14 protein-coding genes and 1 pseudogene are annotated in these 15869 nt (G+C 38.5%); 1 reads left to right on the forward strand and 14 read right to left on the reverse strand.

Features of this window, described 5'->3' with window-relative positions; translation table 11 throughout:
• Positions 1-14: 14 nt before the first annotated feature.
• The 12 genes and pseudogenes from R7Q39_RS06970 to tviB all read right to left on the reverse strand — a co-directional run bounded on the left by R7Q39_RS06970 (position 15) and on the right by tviB (position 11413).
• Complete coding sequence (locus R7Q39_RS06970; protein WP_318075950.1) at positions 15-1190, reverse strand: DegT/DnrJ/EryC1/StrS aminotransferase family protein; 1176 nt, start codon at positions 1188-1190, stop codon at positions 15-17.
• Positions 1184-1846 (reverse strand): HAD-IA family hydrolase, encoded by a 663-nt coding sequence (locus tag R7Q39_RS06975; RefSeq protein WP_318075951.1) that lies wholly within the window; start codon positions 1844-1846, stop codon positions 1184-1186. The genes R7Q39_RS06970 and R7Q39_RS06975 overlap by 7 nt, the downstream gene beginning before the upstream one ends.
• Positions 1833-2798, reverse strand: a complete 966-nt coding sequence (locus tag R7Q39_RS06980; RefSeq protein WP_318075952.1) for an ATP-grasp domain-containing protein — start codon at positions 2796-2798, stop codon at positions 1833-1835. The genes R7Q39_RS06975 and R7Q39_RS06980 overlap by 14 nt, the downstream gene beginning before the upstream one ends.
• Positions 2788-3387 (reverse strand): sugar transferase, encoded by a 600-nt coding sequence (locus R7Q39_RS06985; RefSeq protein ID WP_318075953.1) that lies wholly within the window; start codon positions 3385-3387, stop codon positions 2788-2790. Before R7Q39_RS06985 ends, R7Q39_RS06980 begins: the two co-directional genes overlap by 11 nt.
• Positions 3371-4516, reverse strand: a complete 1146-nt coding sequence (locus R7Q39_RS06990; RefSeq protein ID WP_318075954.1) for a glycosyltransferase family 4 protein — start codon at positions 4514-4516, stop codon at positions 3371-3373. Before R7Q39_RS06990 ends, R7Q39_RS06985 begins: the two co-directional genes overlap by 17 nt.
• A complete protein-coding gene (locus tag R7Q39_RS06995) occupies positions 4500-5636 on the reverse strand; it encodes a hypothetical protein (protein ID WP_318075955.1) in 1137 nt (378 codons plus the stop codon). Before R7Q39_RS06995 ends, R7Q39_RS06990 begins: the two co-directional genes overlap by 17 nt.
• Positions 5629-6546 carry a hypothetical protein gene (locus R7Q39_RS07000; protein ID WP_318075956.1) on the reverse strand — a complete coding sequence of 306 codons (918 nt, stop codon included), beginning with the start codon at positions 6544-6546 and terminating at the stop codon, positions 5629-5631. Before R7Q39_RS07000 ends, R7Q39_RS06995 begins: the two co-directional genes overlap by 8 nt.
• Complete coding sequence (locus R7Q39_RS07005; protein ID WP_318075957.1) at positions 6543-7802, reverse strand: hypothetical protein; 1260 nt, start codon at positions 7800-7802, stop codon at positions 6543-6545. The genes R7Q39_RS07000 and R7Q39_RS07005 overlap by 4 nt, the downstream gene beginning before the upstream one ends.
• A complete protein-coding gene (locus R7Q39_RS07010) occupies positions 7786-8646 on the reverse strand; it encodes a polysaccharide pyruvyl transferase family protein (protein WP_318075958.1) in 861 nt (286 codons plus the stop codon). Before R7Q39_RS07010 ends, R7Q39_RS07005 begins: the two co-directional genes overlap by 17 nt.
• Positions 8647-8648: 2 nt before the next feature.
• The gene (locus tag R7Q39_RS07015; protein WP_318075959.1) at positions 8649-9659 is read right to left on the reverse strand and encodes an NAD-dependent epimerase/dehydratase family protein; all 1011 of its coding nucleotides are present in this window, start codon (positions 9657-9659) and stop codon (positions 8649-8651) included.
• Between the two features lie 66 nt (positions 9660-9725).
• Positions 9726-10004, reverse strand: a pseudogene (locus R7Q39_RS07020) (four helix bundle protein); the annotation flags it as partial.
• Positions 10005-10132: 128 nt separating this feature from the next.
• Positions 10133-11413: a Vi polysaccharide biosynthesis UDP-N-acetylglucosamine C-6 dehydrogenase TviB gene (tviB, locus tag R7Q39_RS07025; RefSeq protein WP_158157144.1), complete on the reverse strand. Its 1281-nt coding sequence runs from the start codon at positions 11411-11413 to the stop codon at positions 10133-10135.
• Positions 11414-12285: 872 nt separating this feature from the next.
• Here tviB and R7Q39_RS07030 point away from each other — a divergent pair.
• Positions 12286-13611, forward strand: coding sequence for an MBL fold metallo-hydrolase (locus R7Q39_RS07030; protein WP_318075960.1), 1326 nt, complete (start codon positions 12286-12288; stop codon positions 13609-13611).
• A gap of 3 nt (positions 13612-13614) precedes the next feature.
• On the opposite strand, the gene wecA is transcribed toward R7Q39_RS07030, so the two are convergent.
• Together wecA and kdsA are read right to left on the reverse strand one after the other, a co-directional pair.
• On the reverse strand, positions 13615-14745 hold the full coding sequence (wecA, locus tag R7Q39_RS07035; protein WP_154204891.1) for a UDP-N-acetylglucosamine--undecaprenyl-phosphate N-acetylglucosaminephosphotransferase: 1131 nt from the start codon (positions 14743-14745) through the stop codon (positions 13615-13617).
• Between the two features lie 247 nt (positions 14746-14992).
• Positions 14993-15844, reverse strand: a complete 852-nt coding sequence (gene kdsA, locus R7Q39_RS07040) for a 3-deoxy-8-phosphooctulonate synthase (protein ID WP_006742492.1) — start codon at positions 15842-15844, stop codon at positions 14993-14995.
• Positions 15845-15869 lie beyond the last annotated feature (25 nt).

Genomic DNA, 15869 nt, shown 5'->3' on the forward strand with positions numbered 1-15869 from the left:
TAGACTGAACTGGTTTACTTCTGCGCTTCTAACAACACTTCACGGATCACACCGCACGTTTTAGCGACTTCTTCTGACGATAATGTTGGATGAACCAAAAACATTAAACTGGTTTCACCTAACTGCACTGCATTCGGCAAACGTTTTTCTGGTCGCCATGGCGTATTATCAAATGCTTTTTCTAAATACACCTCAGAGCAGCTACCTTGATAAGCCGGAACACCACGTTCCACAATGGCTTCCACAATGCGATCTCTCGTCCAGCCCTCTGCCAAATGTTTAGGCTCAACAAAAAGGTAATGTTTGTATTCAGCGTGCTGCGAATGCTCAGGCACGTGAACGCGTCGAACGATATTGAGATCTGCAACAGCCTCATCGATTTGTGCCGCATTGGATTGACGTTTTGCCGTCCATTCTGACATGCGAATCAATTGAATACGACCAACCACGGCTTGTAGCTCAGTCATACGCCAGTTGGTTCCAAAGCTGTCGTGCAACCAGCGAAAGCCCGGTGGATGCTGACGGTTATAAATCGCGTCATAGTTTTTACCATGATCTTTGTAAGACCACATTTTTGACCACAAATCTTTATCATTCGTGGTCACCATGCCGCCTTCACCGCCTGTCGTCATGATCTTATCTTGACAGAATGACCAAGCACCAATGTGACCAATTGTGCCGACACTGCGGTCTTTGTATCTTGCGCCATGTGCTTGAGCACAATCTTCAATAACATAAAAACCATGTTTTTCTGAAAGCGCCATGATGGCATCCATTTCTGCCGGCATACCAGCCAAATGAACAACGATGACCGCTTTAGTCTTAGGAGTTAGGACCGCTTCAATCGACGCTGCCGTAATGGCTTGGCTGTTTAGATCTACATCCGCGAACACAGGGTTGGCGCCAGCCGTAACAATAGAAGACGCAGAAGCCAGAAACGTTCTAGGCGTCGTAATAACCTCGTCCCCTTCACCAATCGCTAACGCTTTAAGCGCGACATCGAGTGCAAGGGTACCGTTGCTTAGTGCAACAGCATGATCACATCCAACCCAAGCTGCGAATTCTTTTTCGAACTCACGGCACTCACTACCCGTCCAGTAGTTTACTTTGTTTGACAGTAGTACACGACTAACTGCGTCGGCTTCTTCTTGAGTAAAAGAAGGCCATGGAGAAAATGGAGTATTTAACATACATAATCCTGAAGTTCAGATAGAGAGTTAATCCAGAAATGGGGAAGGTATTCTTCCGAAATTTCAGATAAATCTTGAGAGTGAATATTATTACCAGCATCCCTAATCCCAATAGTTAGCCAGTTCATCTTCTTGGGTGTAATGAAGTCCTTTTTTACATTGTCACCTACATAAATGTATTGACTTTCATTTGGATAACGCCTTTCTATTTCTTTAAAACGTATATCTCCAGGCTTTGACTCACCCCATTCTTCCGAAACTAAGCTATCTATTTTCTCTAGGCCTAAAGAAAGTAATTTGTTTCTTTGAGAAACACTACGACCATCCGTTATAACCGCAATGGCTGAGCAACATGATTTTATTACTGCCAACGTGCACTTTACATCAGAAGTAAGCTCAATAGTTGGTATGTGCAATCGATACATCCAAAGTAAACTTTGCTTCACTGAATCAGGTAACGATAGGGCATAACAGATCTCCTGAAGAACATCTTTATTCTGGGCATCAGCCTTTTCAATAATACCTGAGACATCTTGTTGATATAGTTTCTTTAGGTGGTTGGCTATGTGTAGATAACCTGAGCGTTGATAGTCCTTCTCAGAATAGAGAGTATCATCTAGGTCAAAGACCCAAACTGCAGATTTATTTATTTCCACGGACTAATACCTTAGCGTCGTAGCGAAGCATAATTAAATCGTCTTCCCAAGAATCAAAGAAGTGTATGTGGTCATCACAAAGATATTCTTTGATAAGCCAATCAGTAAAGCAAGCCCCAGCATCATTTGACAATGGATACCCTCCACCAAAACGAGGATTAATTTCAAGCCCTTTAATGGAGTTCGTTTCTTCATTTACAAACAGCTGAAAAGTGATGCATCCTCGAGCTCCATGAAGCGTACTCGCTCGCTTCAATAAGTAGTCGTAAACAAAGTTTTTTCTTGTAACCCCTTTGCTGACCTCTCCCCCTCGGACCTCTAAACGTTTCCTCGGTACCAAACATTTAAGATTATTATCTCTTGTGTAATATGCATCTATTGTGTATTCACAGTAAGACTTGGGAATAAGTTCCATGAACATATTTTTGGGATTTGACAATAGCTCATTAGTCAGCTCGGAGCGGCTCTGAATTGCCACAGCACCAACGCTACAACTTCCATCATAAGGCTTACAAAAACACGGGAAAGTTAGATTATCTTTATCAAAGGTTGATGGTTGGTCAATATTTAAAAGACTAAACAACCTTGCTGTTTTTCTCTTGTCACGACAAAGTTTTATAAGATCGACATCAGACACTACAAGTGCAATTCCATACCCTTCGAAACGTTCACGATTTTGGGCGAGAATTAATAACTCTGTATCTATAGTGGGAACAACTAAACCAACTCTGTTTTCAATACAGACTGATAATAAAAAGTCGATATAACCTGTATCTGTAACGCGAGGCACCTTGAAAAAATCATCTGCAACATGACAAGCAGAAGACAACTCTGGATACATATCTGTACAAAAAACTTTGCTATCAGGTAGATATTGTTCCATAGAGTCTTTAAATGCTTGAACAAGCTCGACTCTTCGCCCGGCAGAACAGATAAGAATATTATTTGTCATATTTATTTCCTTGAAACTCCGGCATCGTTACATGATCGTCAGCAGATATTCCTTCCTTAACAAATACCTTTTTGACTGTTAGAAACAATATCTTAATGTCTAACCAAAATGTTCTGTTATCTACGTACCAAACATCTAAAGCAAACTTTTCTTCCCAGCTGATGGCATTTCGACCATTAATTTGCGCCCAACCAGTAACACCAGGTCGAACATCATGGCGCCTTGATTGCTCTTTACTGTAGAGAGGAAGATACTGCATTAATAAAGGTCGTGGTCCGACTAAACTTATGTCACCTTTTAATACGTTCCAAAGACCAGGCAGCTCATCGAGACTGCTATTTCTTAGCTTATCGCCAAAAGGAGTCATGCGCTCCGAATCAGGTAGCGCATTACCTTGCTGATCCACCGCATCCTTCATAGTGCGAAACTTCATCATCTCAAAAGGTTTTCCGTTTAAGCCCGGACGCGTTTGACGAAACAGAACTGGAGAACCAAGGTTTTTGCGAATCTTCCAAGCGACTAGGGCAATAATGGGAGATAACAAAATAAGCGCAATAAGAGACGCGAGAAAATCAAACAGTCTTTTCATCGGAAAGCCCCATAACTTTTAGAATCTCAGCATTCACTTTGTGAACGTCGAATTTTTCATTTGCCATGGTGTGACTTTTATTTCCCATCACTGACCACTGTTCTTGGTTTTCAATAAACCAAATCATACGTTCCGCGAGTTGCTCTACATTCGCCTTCTCAACTAACCAACCATTTTCTCCATTGACAACGGTTTCACGACAACCAGGAACATCAGTTGTTAGAATTGGGCGCCCCATTGCCATGGCCTCTAATACAGTACGAGGCATTCCTTCATGGTAAGAAGGCAACACATAGATCGAACAGCTTCCAATAAAGGGACGAACATCTGTTGTCGAGCCGCTGTATTTAATTGCTCCCGACTCAGTCCATTGCTGAACCTCATCAAGCTTGATACCATCGGGAGATGGGTCTTCAGGGCCAACTAGCTCAAATACGGCTTCAGGATACTTCTGCTTAACTAACTTAGCAGCTTGAGCGTATTCTCTTATCCCTTTATCGCCGAGTAACCTGGCAATTAACAAAAAATGTGGAGTAGAAGGTAAAGGAGATAAGCTGTAATGGCTTAGATCGACCCCCGAACCATTTACGAGAAAACATTTTTCTTTTGGGACAATGCCTTCATCAATAAAGACTTGCATGTTATCTCTATTCTGAAAAATAACGCCTTTAGACTTCTTCAATGCTGAACGGTACAAAAATTTAACCAGAGTATTGAGTAAGTTCTTTGCCACCCCACCTTTTTGAAAGGCATAACCAAGACCAGTTATCATTGCATAAAAAGATGGAACCTTAGCGAAACGTGCTGCGATGCCCCCCCAGACTATAGGTTTTATCGTATAGCAAAACAAAGTGAACTCACCCTCCTTGACAAAAAGAAAAGATAGCGATAAAAGCGTAGAAAGGTCTTTTATAGGATTTAAACCACTGCGTTCAATTGGTATATTTTCATACCTAGATCCTAAAGTTTCTATCTTATTAATCTCTTCATTATTAGCAGAGTTAGAACAAGAAATAACATCACAACCAAAATGGCAAAAACTTTTTATAAGGTCTCCTCTAAAATTAATCAGAGACTTAGGCAAAGAGCTTACAATAACAATCTTTCGCATATTACCTTCTTTTTCCATCAGAATACTTCACATAAATATAAATAATAAATGGCATAAATATCCACTTCTGTCTTACTGCAATGCCTAAATTTGAAGTTGTTAGAGAAAGCATCAAAAGACAGATCATGAAAAAACAAAGATAAAACATATCATTTATTATGATATTTTTTATCTTTGCTAGAACATAAACGTTAGCCAAAAAGAAACACATTAAATATAAATTATCAACAGCGCTCACCACTTGAGAAAAACTTCTAGCCTCCCAAACAAAAGGCCTAAACATATATGAAACCAGAACAAAAATAGGATTCATCGTAGATATATCAATACTAGATCCCGAATCCAAATTATAGCCCTGTCTTTTGTCAATATAATTAGAAACGGAGTCAACAGACATAACCGAATCAAACTTAAGAAAGTCAAGAAGGAGTGGAAATGAAACAATAGAACCAAGAATCATAATTAAAAACAAAAACACACGAGTGTGCATCTTAACCTTTGATACTATTGAGAAATGAAAAAACAAAGCAACAATTAAGACTACGCCAATATGTGGCCTAATTAAAAACATAAAAACCAAAAGAAAAAAGATTAAGAAAAAATTATATTTTCTATTAGAAAAAATCCAAATTAACAACCCTACAATAAAGAAAGATAGCGAATCTTTGCCAATTCCTGATGTCCAATAACTAATAGACGGTAAAAATATCAAAGCTTTGACTAGCATTTTTTTGATATAACTATTAGAAATAATATAAGGCTCGATAGAAGAATATATTGCAATCAGCCCTATAAAACCAAATATATTATATACAAGCGAAACACCTAAAAACGAACTAGCTACTGTATTGGTAAACAATGAAGTAAAGAAAATGACAAACCTTGTTCCAATATTTATATCATAATCATGAGAAATACTTTTTTCGTAATACATAATGGCATCACCGCCATTATGTACCACATAAAAGCAATAAACAATGCAGAACAATGTATGCCAGAAATATAATGCCACCGCAGTTCGAGCGCTATAAAACCTTAGCAAAGTCGGAGATTTAATCGCTATTAAAAGGCCAGATATAAAGATAAAGAAAGAATAAACAACATCGACCTCTGTACCAAGAATATCTAGATCAGTCATTTATAAACCTTGTGAATTCTGATTTATTTAAAACTTCCTCCCACTGGTTTTTGCAAATTGAAATACCTGAGTTTAATTTAACCATATTAGAATCTAAAATATTAATTTTGATTTTTTCAGGTTTTCTCTTATGAAATTCAAAAAAATCCTCTAAGAAAAAATACTCACACTCATGCTCTAAAAGAAAATTATTAACCCAATGATAACTATTTGTAGCGACAATCAAGCCAGCCCCCAAATACTCTTTTACTTTTGTACTGTCTTGCATGAAATACGGGTAGATGTCAGGTGTATAATTCAAGCCTATTCTCGCTAGAGCCATAAGCCTATAACACTCCTCTCGTCCAACCTTACCAGCAAATTCTGCCAATGGGCTATATATTTTCTTCTGTTCTTCTTTTGTATTTCCAATAATAAGGATGGAATAACCAAGATCTGTCAATCTATTTATAATATCAATCACACCAGTTCTATTCAAAGAACCACAGTAAACAAAGTCATACTGATATTCCTTCCCCATTCCATGCACTATCAAATCAGAGTCATACCCCATAGGTCTGTATATATAATTACAACTATTTGAAAAAAAATAACCTTTCCTAACAAATTCATTTAAAAATATATATTTTGAGCATTTTACATTAAGAATTCTTTTTAATATATTTTTCATGCGTGGGAAACGTCCTGTTGACAATGAATGATACTCTCCAATAATTTTAGATCTGTGTATTTTCCTAAATTTCCAGAATGGAATAAAACCAAAATAAACTATTATTGCATCGTGCTTTTCAGCTTCATTTAAATCATTCCCACTTGAAACAGAAATACCTCTTTTATGTAGATATTTTTTATATGCCTCGGTCTCTGGGTGAAACGCTTTCGCATTGGCATAAATGTATATACTTTTCATATCAAACCGACTCGAATGCCTTTTTTCCTATAATATAAGCTAGGTAAAAACCTATTCATAATGTAAGCAATGGATGTACCTAATGCAGCCCCAGTTATGCCATACAATGGAATAAGAACAACCCAACATAACGAAGCCACTAAAAATGAAAAAACAAGAAACATCAACAATCTAGTTCTTTCTTTACCGTTTGAATAAAGCATTATTGTAGAACCAAAGCCAAAAACCATACTTGCCGCTTGAGCCAATATTAAGATATATATAGATTTAGAAAAATCAGGCTCAGTAACATCAAAAACACTTTCTATTACAGGCATAAACAAAAAAAGAAAAGATGCAACTAATAAAGAAAATAGAAAAGAAAAAAATGAATACTTTCTTGTCACTTTAGCTAATGAAGAGTAATTTTTATTATTATTGAGTTTTACTAGTTGAGGGTTAATCCTTAAAATAATCGATTGAACAAAATAATTTATCAAAAAAACTATAGTTTGAGCTTTAAAATACACGCCAACTTCTGAAACACTCAAACTAAATCCAATAAAAAACCTATCGAATTGACTTGTAGCAAGTTGAGCAACAGTGATTAATAGTGCCCCTGCTCCCATTTTTACAGACTTAATTATTAAACTAACTTTAACCCCCTCCATGATGTTAAAAGGAGAAAGACTTTTGATAACATAAATAATAAGAAACAAGGTTAACAGCAAACCAAAGCTCATATATGAAAGAGAAACTATTGATTGATTTAAAGTTAAATTTTTATCATTATGATATATTAAAATCACAAAAACTAGCAAATAGAGCGGACGAATAAAGTCATCAATAATTGCATTTGTTAAATATTTTCCCTTCACCGTAAGCAGTGGTGTTTTTAAGGGCATGAGAGAAAGTATAATTAATAAGCTAAAAAAAACAGGAGCTAACTCACTGCTTATGGTACTGAGTAAAACAATTGATATTGGTGAGAAAATTATGAAAACAAAAAAACAAATTAAATATGAATGATATATACCACTAATTCTATTTCCTTCACTGTTAACCGCATAATTCATAATTGGCACATTCTGACCAAAACATATTATCACAGACAATAGTGATGCAACTGTCAAACTTAATGAATATTCTCCTAAGAATTCATCTCCCATATAACGAGACATTAATATTGTCGAAAAAACTGTTAAGAGCGCCCCTGTACATTTTATAAAAAAAACAACTATTGTTTTAGGTATCTTTACATCAAATTTTAACCACATTGGCAAAGCCACTCATAGAATATTCAATAATACCTTCGACTTTATAATAACTATTGCTGTATGCAAAAACTCTTTTACCGAGAATGCCAGCAGCTATAACGACATGCAAACGATCGGTAAAAATCTCTTCGTATAAGTCAATTAACTCTAAAAATTTCTTAGCACTATAAAACGATTCATCCACACCTCCTGCTGCAAATCTAGCTACCGCTGAAATATCATTATGCTTTTTTCGACTTACTAAAATATTAGAGTTAATTTCTCTATCACATCTAAAAGCTAATATTTTACTATTTATCTTGGAGCCCACTAATTTGTGATAGTTAAAGATTAAAAATCTAAATGAATTATATAAACTCAATTCAGGACTATAATTTATCTTTATACCTTTAAGCTTCTCAAAATCAACATGAAAGGCCATATCATCATCAATATAAAGCTCAAAATCATGAGTTATACTTTGACAATAATTTAATGAGTGCATCTCACGACAAAATAGAACATCTTGCTTTCTTATTCTTTTAACCAAATCATCAACGCCATATATTGACTGTGGTAAGATAATCAATTTAGCGCTATTTTCAATAATGTACTCATAACATTTCAGAACTGTTAGTTGTTCAGGAACCAAAGCCCCACCACCGCCAGTAATGACAACATCATCTTTTGAAATCTTCTCGACTTCATTGTAATTTATTATCTCATAATCCAAACCAATAGATTCAGCAAGCATATAAAAACCAACATTTATTAATGAATCACCTGCATTCCCTCTATTGGGAAAATATTTAACTCTGCTTTTAAGATTAATAATTTCAATTAGGACTTCTTTAACATTTTTCATAATTAAACATACCAACTCATTGTAATTTTTACACCCAGATAAAGGTTAAACTTGGGACTATAATTTAGTTTGTCTACCGCTTTTGCGATATTTGCTTGTGAATGTCTTACATCACCTGAACGAAAATCACGATATTTAGGCGCAGCATCCACATTAACATTATTGTTATTTAGCTCATGTTTTATTACGTTGTAGAGCTCATTCAATGTAGTTCTATCACCAACGGCGACGTTATAGACTTCGTCTTTTGCGTCTTCTTTTGCCGTTGCTGCTAGCAGGTTCATTTGTACTACGTTATCGATATAGCAAAAGTCTCGGCTTGTTTCGCCATCACCGTTAATGTAGACGTCTTCGCCATTGATCATTGCCGCTGTCCATTTCGGAATTACTGCAGCGTAAGCGCCGTTTGGATCTTGTCGACGGCCAAATACATTGAAATAACGAAGCCCTATCGTTTTAAAACCGTAAGTACGGGCGTATACACCGGCATAAAGCTCGTTTACGTATTTAGTTACCGCATAAGGAGAAAGTGGGTTACCGATGTTTTCTTCCACTTTCGGCAGTGCTGGATGGTCACCGTATGTCGAGCTGCTTGCAGCATAAGTAAAGCTGCTTACCCCTTCTTCTTTTGCTGCATCCAGCATATTTAAGAAGCCGGTGATGTTCGCTGCGTTTGTCGTTAGTGGATCAGCGATAGAGCGAGGTACAGAACCGAGTGCTGCTTGGTGTAGTACGTAATCAACACCTTTTACGGCTTGTTGGCATGTTTTCGGCTCTCGGATGTCTCCTTCAATAAAGGTAAAACGATCCCACTGTGCTTCACTTACTAGGCTTTTTACTTCATCTAAGTTGTGTTGATGGCCTGTTGCGAAGTTATCTAAGCCCACTACGGTTTGGTCAAGCTTGAGTAACTTTTCCAGTAGGTTTGAGCCAATAAAGCCCGCAACACCCGTTACTAACCACGTCTTTGGTGATTCAACTAGTTCTTGTTGGATTTGTTCGTATTTGGTCATTGTGTTTTTCCGTGTGGGGAAGGTCTAGGGTCTAGGGTCTAGGGTCTAGGGTCTAGGGTCTAGGGTCTAGGAAACATAACCTCCCTTTTCTTCCCTAACAAAACCTTTCCGGATTTTAATCAAAGCGGCGATCATTGCTGCTATCTCTTTGCATTCTGCAACAATGAATAAGCCACTTTCTTTATCGATGTAACCTATATCGATGCCAATATAGGTTTGCGTAAGGCGTTCCCCTAAAGCGCCTTTAGCGTAATAAAGAAACCGCGCTTCTTCTTTCGCGGTTTCTCTTTGAAAGCCTTCAGCGATATTTGAAGGAACAGACAGAGCCGAGTGTGTTATTTGGTCTTTAAATCCATAACCTTAGCAATCTCGCATGAATGCATAAACGAGGTTCGCCAAGCGTGATGACCACTTCCAAACTTCTAACTGTTCGAATTTCATGGTTCGGCTCTGAAGCTCTAGATTCTAGGTCCTTATAGACGCATATCTACGCTTTCTTTATCTAGAACGTATTTCAGGTCGTACAATACGTGTTCTGGTTTACCCAAAGTACGAATTTTCTCAACACCCATTTCTTTAAATTCGTTATGAGATACCGCCATGATGATCGCGTCGTAATGACCTTGCTTTTCTTTTTCGCAAAGCGTTAAGCCATATTCATGCTGCGCTTCATCATTTGAACACCAAGGGTCCATAACATCGACGTTGATGTTGTACTCTTTTAGCTCAGAGATAATATCCACCACTTTGGTATTGCGTAGGTCTGGGCAGTTTTCTTTAAATGTTAGGCCCATAACAAGTACGTTTGCGCCTTCTACGTGAATACGTTTTTTCAGCATTTTTTTCACCAGCTGAGAAACAACGTATTGCCCCATACCATCGTTTAGGCGTCGGCCAGCCAAAATCATTTCAGGATGGTAGCCTACTGCTTGCGCTTTATGCGTTAGGTAGTAAGGGTCAACACCAATACAGTGACCGCCTACCAAGCCTGGGCGGAATGGTAAGAAGTTCCATTTGGTGCCTGCCGCTTCTAACACTTCTAGCGTATCGATACCCAGCTTGTTGAAGATGATGGATAGCTCGTTGATTAATGCAATGTTTACATCACGCTGAGTGTTTTCAATGACTTTGGCAGCTTCAGCTACTTTAATTGATGACGCTTTGTGTGTGCCTGCAGTGATGATTTTTTTGTAAAGTTGGTCGACGAACTCTGCAACTTCTGGCGTTGAGCCACTTGTTACTTTAAGAATGTTCGTAACTCGGTGTTCTTTATCACCTGGGTTGATTCGCTCTGGAGAGTAGCCTGCGAAAAAGTCTTGGTTAAACTTAAGGCCAGAAACACGCTCAACAACCGGAATGCAATCTTCTTCTGTTGCACCTGGGTATACGGTTGATTCATAAACGATGATATCACCCTGATTGACTACTGTACCCAATGCTTCTGAAGCTTTAATAAGAGGGGTTAAATCCGGTTGTTTGTGTTCGTCAATTGGGGTAGGAACAGTAACAATGTAAACATTGCATTCTTTAAGTTCTTGAAGAGAGGAAGTGTAAGAAAGGTATTTTGCTTCTGCTAATTCATTATCGCTGCATTCTAATGTGCTATCACGTCCGGCAGAGAGTTCATCGATACGGGCTTGATTGATATCGAAGCCAATCGTTGGTGATTTTTTGCCGAATTCCACTGCAAGTGGTAGCCCAACGTAACCTAAGCCAATAATGCCAACTCTGGCGTTTTCTAATGAAAAGTTCATTTTTAGTTCCTAGCAAGTTTAGATTTTAGAACGTCTTTGGTTATGGTTCATGAAGGTTACCAAAGACGTAGATAGACTAAGGACGCTCAAGGCATCCTTAAAAACTCTTAATACTTGTTAGAGTGATTTGTATTCGAATAGCGAATATAGATGTTTTAGGCATGCCGTAGACACGTTGATATGGCACATGAGTATATGTGCAACGAGAACGCGCTACGGAACTAGATACATGAATGGTATATAGAAGGGAGAAACCTTATGCCTAGCCAATTATCACTCAAAAACTGCCATCGCAGCTTTGAATTGTCCCTCTGACGTTATGGGACATTTAGTTAATTATTTGTTTAAGCGCACTTTTTATAAAAGCCGACCTTGCCAGAAATGCAACAGTGTGCTTAATTGTATTTATATTTATCTGGTGACATTTTTATGTCACTTAGAGAGCTTTGCTTTGCTTTTTGGCACGCTACCGCCCTTAGGTCTGGCTCCTAAAGGCAATGCATTTGGTTTTTTATCATTTGTGCTCAAGGCAAAGGATTGTATAGCAAACAGGTTGCAACGAAAAGTACAAGACTGACAAAAAAATGGCTTTTTTATGACAACCAACCAAGATATAAGGTGTCTTTTTAACCAGAAAATCGTAAATTCTGCCTACCTAAAGCGCGTTTTATAATACGCATTTATTCGTTTATATTTATTACAAAATGCAAAAAGTTGCCTATGTGGAATATGCATCACAATTTAATGCAACTTAAAGAGTCGTTTAACACTCCCCTAGCATTTTGACTCCTACTTTCGTGTTTATCTGGTCGGTTACCCTCCCTCTTCTTTCTTCGATTCATTACATTGATGCCTATGAAAAGGAGATCGTTATGAAAGTACTTCATCATGGTGGGAAGAATACGGTGACAGGCTCTTGTCACGAACTGCAACTCGAGCACGGGAGCATTTTGATCGATTGTGGGCTATTTCAGGGTAAGGATGCATTGGTAGGCCGTCATGACCGTTCGATGGCGATAGAATTTTCCTTAGCCAAGGTAAAAGCACTGGTGCTGACTCATGCTCATATTGACCACATAGGCCGATTACCGTGGTTACTCGCTGCGGGTTTTAAAGGTAAAATCTACTGCACACAAGCTACTGCTGAGTTGGTCCCTCTTATGCTAGAGGATGGATTAAAGCTACAACTGGGTTTAGGCAAGCATCAACGGCAGCACATCTTAAATCTAATTAAGCAGCGATTGGTGCCGTGCCAGTACAACACATGGCTTCCTCTTAAGGGGTTGGCTTATTTACGCTTTCAACCTGCGGGCCATATTTTAGGCTCTGCTTATTTGGAATTTAAACTCTCAAATAATGACGTAGTTGTATTCTCCGGCGATCTCGGCCCAAGTGATACGCCTTTACTTCCTGATCCTAAGCCGCCAGAAAAAGCGGACTATTTGTTTATTGAATCGACCTATGGTGATAAGCACCATGAAAGTGTGAAAAGTAGAAGTGCTCGGCTTCTTTCTATTGTCGAACATGCACTGGAAGATGGTGGTGTGATTGTTATTCCTGCTTTTAGTATAGGTAGAACACAAGAACTGTTATTCGATATTGAACAGCTTTTATACCAGGAGTCTTTACATGGAGCCCTACCGATTATTCTTGATTCGCCTTTAGCAAGAAAGGTGACAAAGACTTATCGGCGCTTTAAAAAGCTTTGGGGTAAAGAAGCGAAGCAGCGTTTGGAGCAACATCGTCACCCTTTAGCGTTTGAACAATGTATTACGATTGAGACTCATGCTGAACATATGAGATTGGTGAATCGTCTGGCGAGCACGTCTGAACCAGCTATTGTGGTTGCTGCTTCTGGGATGTGTGAAGGTGGTCGAGTGGTGAATTACCTCAATGCGTTGTTACCAGATAGTCGTAATGATGTGCTGTTTGCTGGCTATCAAGCGGAAGGAACGCTAGGGAGAGAAATTCAAGAAGGGGCGAGTGAGGTTGATATCGAAGGAAAGAAAATTAAAGTGAAAGCTCAAATACATACGATGTCTGGTTATTCTGCTCATGCAGATCAATCTGATCTAATTCGATTTGTAGAAGGAATTAATCCGCCGCCAAAAGAAGTGCATTTGATTCATGGTGAAAATAAAGTAAAAAGAGCCCTACATTCCAGCCTAACAGCAAAAGGCTCTACCGTTGTTAAATAAGCGTCAGCTACTTACCGTTACATGTGTCTTACCAATTTGAAATCGCTTTCTAATCCAGCAGGTAATACGCCAAATGTAACTAATGATGAAGACATAACATGTAAATGCCAATAAAAAGAGTATCAACATGACGTGCTCATGCACCTGAAACACCTGCCCTAGAGTTCCAAACGCAGCAAACAATAACGCCCAGAAGGTAATGAATGCTAAAGTTTGTCGCGATGACAAACCCAACCTCATACATATGTGGTGAAGATGTAAACGATCAGCCTTAAAGGGAGACTGTTTCTTCCTTAAACGACGTAGCATGACCATTGCCATGTCCATTAAAGGAACAGCAATTAACCATAATGCCGTAACAGGCTTCATTAAAATAGCTTGCACCTCATTCGAAATGCTTTGCGAGCTGTGTATTAGTAACCAAACAATGGTAAAACCAATCAGAAAGCTTCCTGAGTCTCCCATAAATACCTTAAATGAGCGCTTAGGGATCAGATCTAGGTTACACAATATGTACGGGAACATGGAAAGCACAAAGATAAAACAGAATATTGTTAGCTTTACTTCTCCGGCTTGGTAAAACATAAACCCTAAAGCTAAAAATGTGACTGATGCTAAAGACGCCAATAAACCATCAATTCCATCGACCATATTGAATGCTGTAATACAACCAATGATTGCAATCGTTGTTAGTAAAACATTTGCACTACCTACGTTGAGCACCCCAAATCCAAATAGATTGCCAAGCTCTGTAAGCGCAATCCCTTCACCAAGGGTAAGCCAAACGGATATGACGGTAATGACGCAGAGCCTGAAAGAAGCGCTGATGTCTAACTTGTCATCTATTGTGCCGATAATAGTCAGTATTAGACCACATACAAGAAAGTCCTGCTGATTTGGCAAAAGTTGTCCTTCAAACGTACTTGCTAAAGTAATCGTGACAAAGAGGGACAAACCACCTATTACTGGTACATCTCCAATATGCTTTTTACGACATGATGGTCTATCGACGAAGTCATGGGCAAGAGCAAGCTTCCTGAAAGTAAACAAGCTAATAAAAGACACACTGACAGTAAGTAAAACAAGAGAGATCAAACCAAGTTCCGTTGTGATAAGTATAGTTATAAGCAACATTTTGCGGCTTTCACTAAATCAGCCGATTGAGCTAGATTTGCTTGCACGCGATTTGTGATCTAACAGGCATTAGTTCCTGCGTTTATCAAAATCACCTACTAATTGTATATCAAATAAATTCTCTTGAATTAGATTTTATACAAAAAAGCAAGCTCAAATGCGCTTGCTTTTATAAATAGCTAGTTTTAAACAAAGCCAAACTTAGTTATGTGACGATTAGACAACGTTTAAAAATCAAAACTAGTGATTATTTGATATCAATTGCACTAAAGCTCTTAACTAGGTCATCGACTTGCTTAACCTGAGATAAGAACTGCTCTAGTTTTGCCAACGGGAACGCAGACGGGCCGTCACATTTTGCTTTATTCGGTTCAGGGTGAGCTTCCATAAACAAACCAGCAATCCCGGTTGCCATACCAGAAAGGGCTAACTCAACCGTTTGTTCACGGCGTCCGCCTGACGCGGCACCAGAAGGGTCTCGCATTTGCAATGAGTGCGTCACATCAAAAATGATTGGGCTACCTTGCGATGCTTTTTTCATTACTCCAAAGCCAAGCATATCAACAACTAGGTTATCATAACCATGACAAGCACCACGTTCACACAGTATGATACGATCGTTACCACACTCACCAAACTTTTCTACAATATTGCCTACTTGGCCCGGGCTCATAAACTGGGGTTTCTTGACGTTGATCACCGCACCAGTTTTAGCCATCGCTTCTACAAGATCTGTCTGACGAGCTAAAAATGCAGGTAGCTGAATCACATCCACCACTTCAGCAACTGGCTGTGCTTGAGCTTCGGTATGAACATCAGTGATAATTTTCACACCAAATGTATCTTTCAACTCTTGGAAAATTTTCATCCCTTCATCAAGACCTGGACCACGATAAGAGTGCACAGAGCTACGATTCGCTTTATCAAATGACGCCTTGAAAACATACGGAATACCAAGCTTTTCCGTTACTTTTACGTAGTACTCACAAATCTGCATCGCTAAGTCACGCGATTCTAGGACATTCATACCACCAAATAGAGTGAATGGTTTGTCATTCGCAACTTCAATATGACCGATGTTTACGGTTTTCTGGTTCATTGGGGTTTCCGTTTTTATCTTAATG

This window comes from Vibrio sp. 947 (genome assembly GCF_033339115.1).
GTDB classification, from domain to species: Bacteria; Pseudomonadota; Gammaproteobacteria; order Enterobacterales; family Vibrionaceae; genus Vibrio; species Vibrio alginolyticus.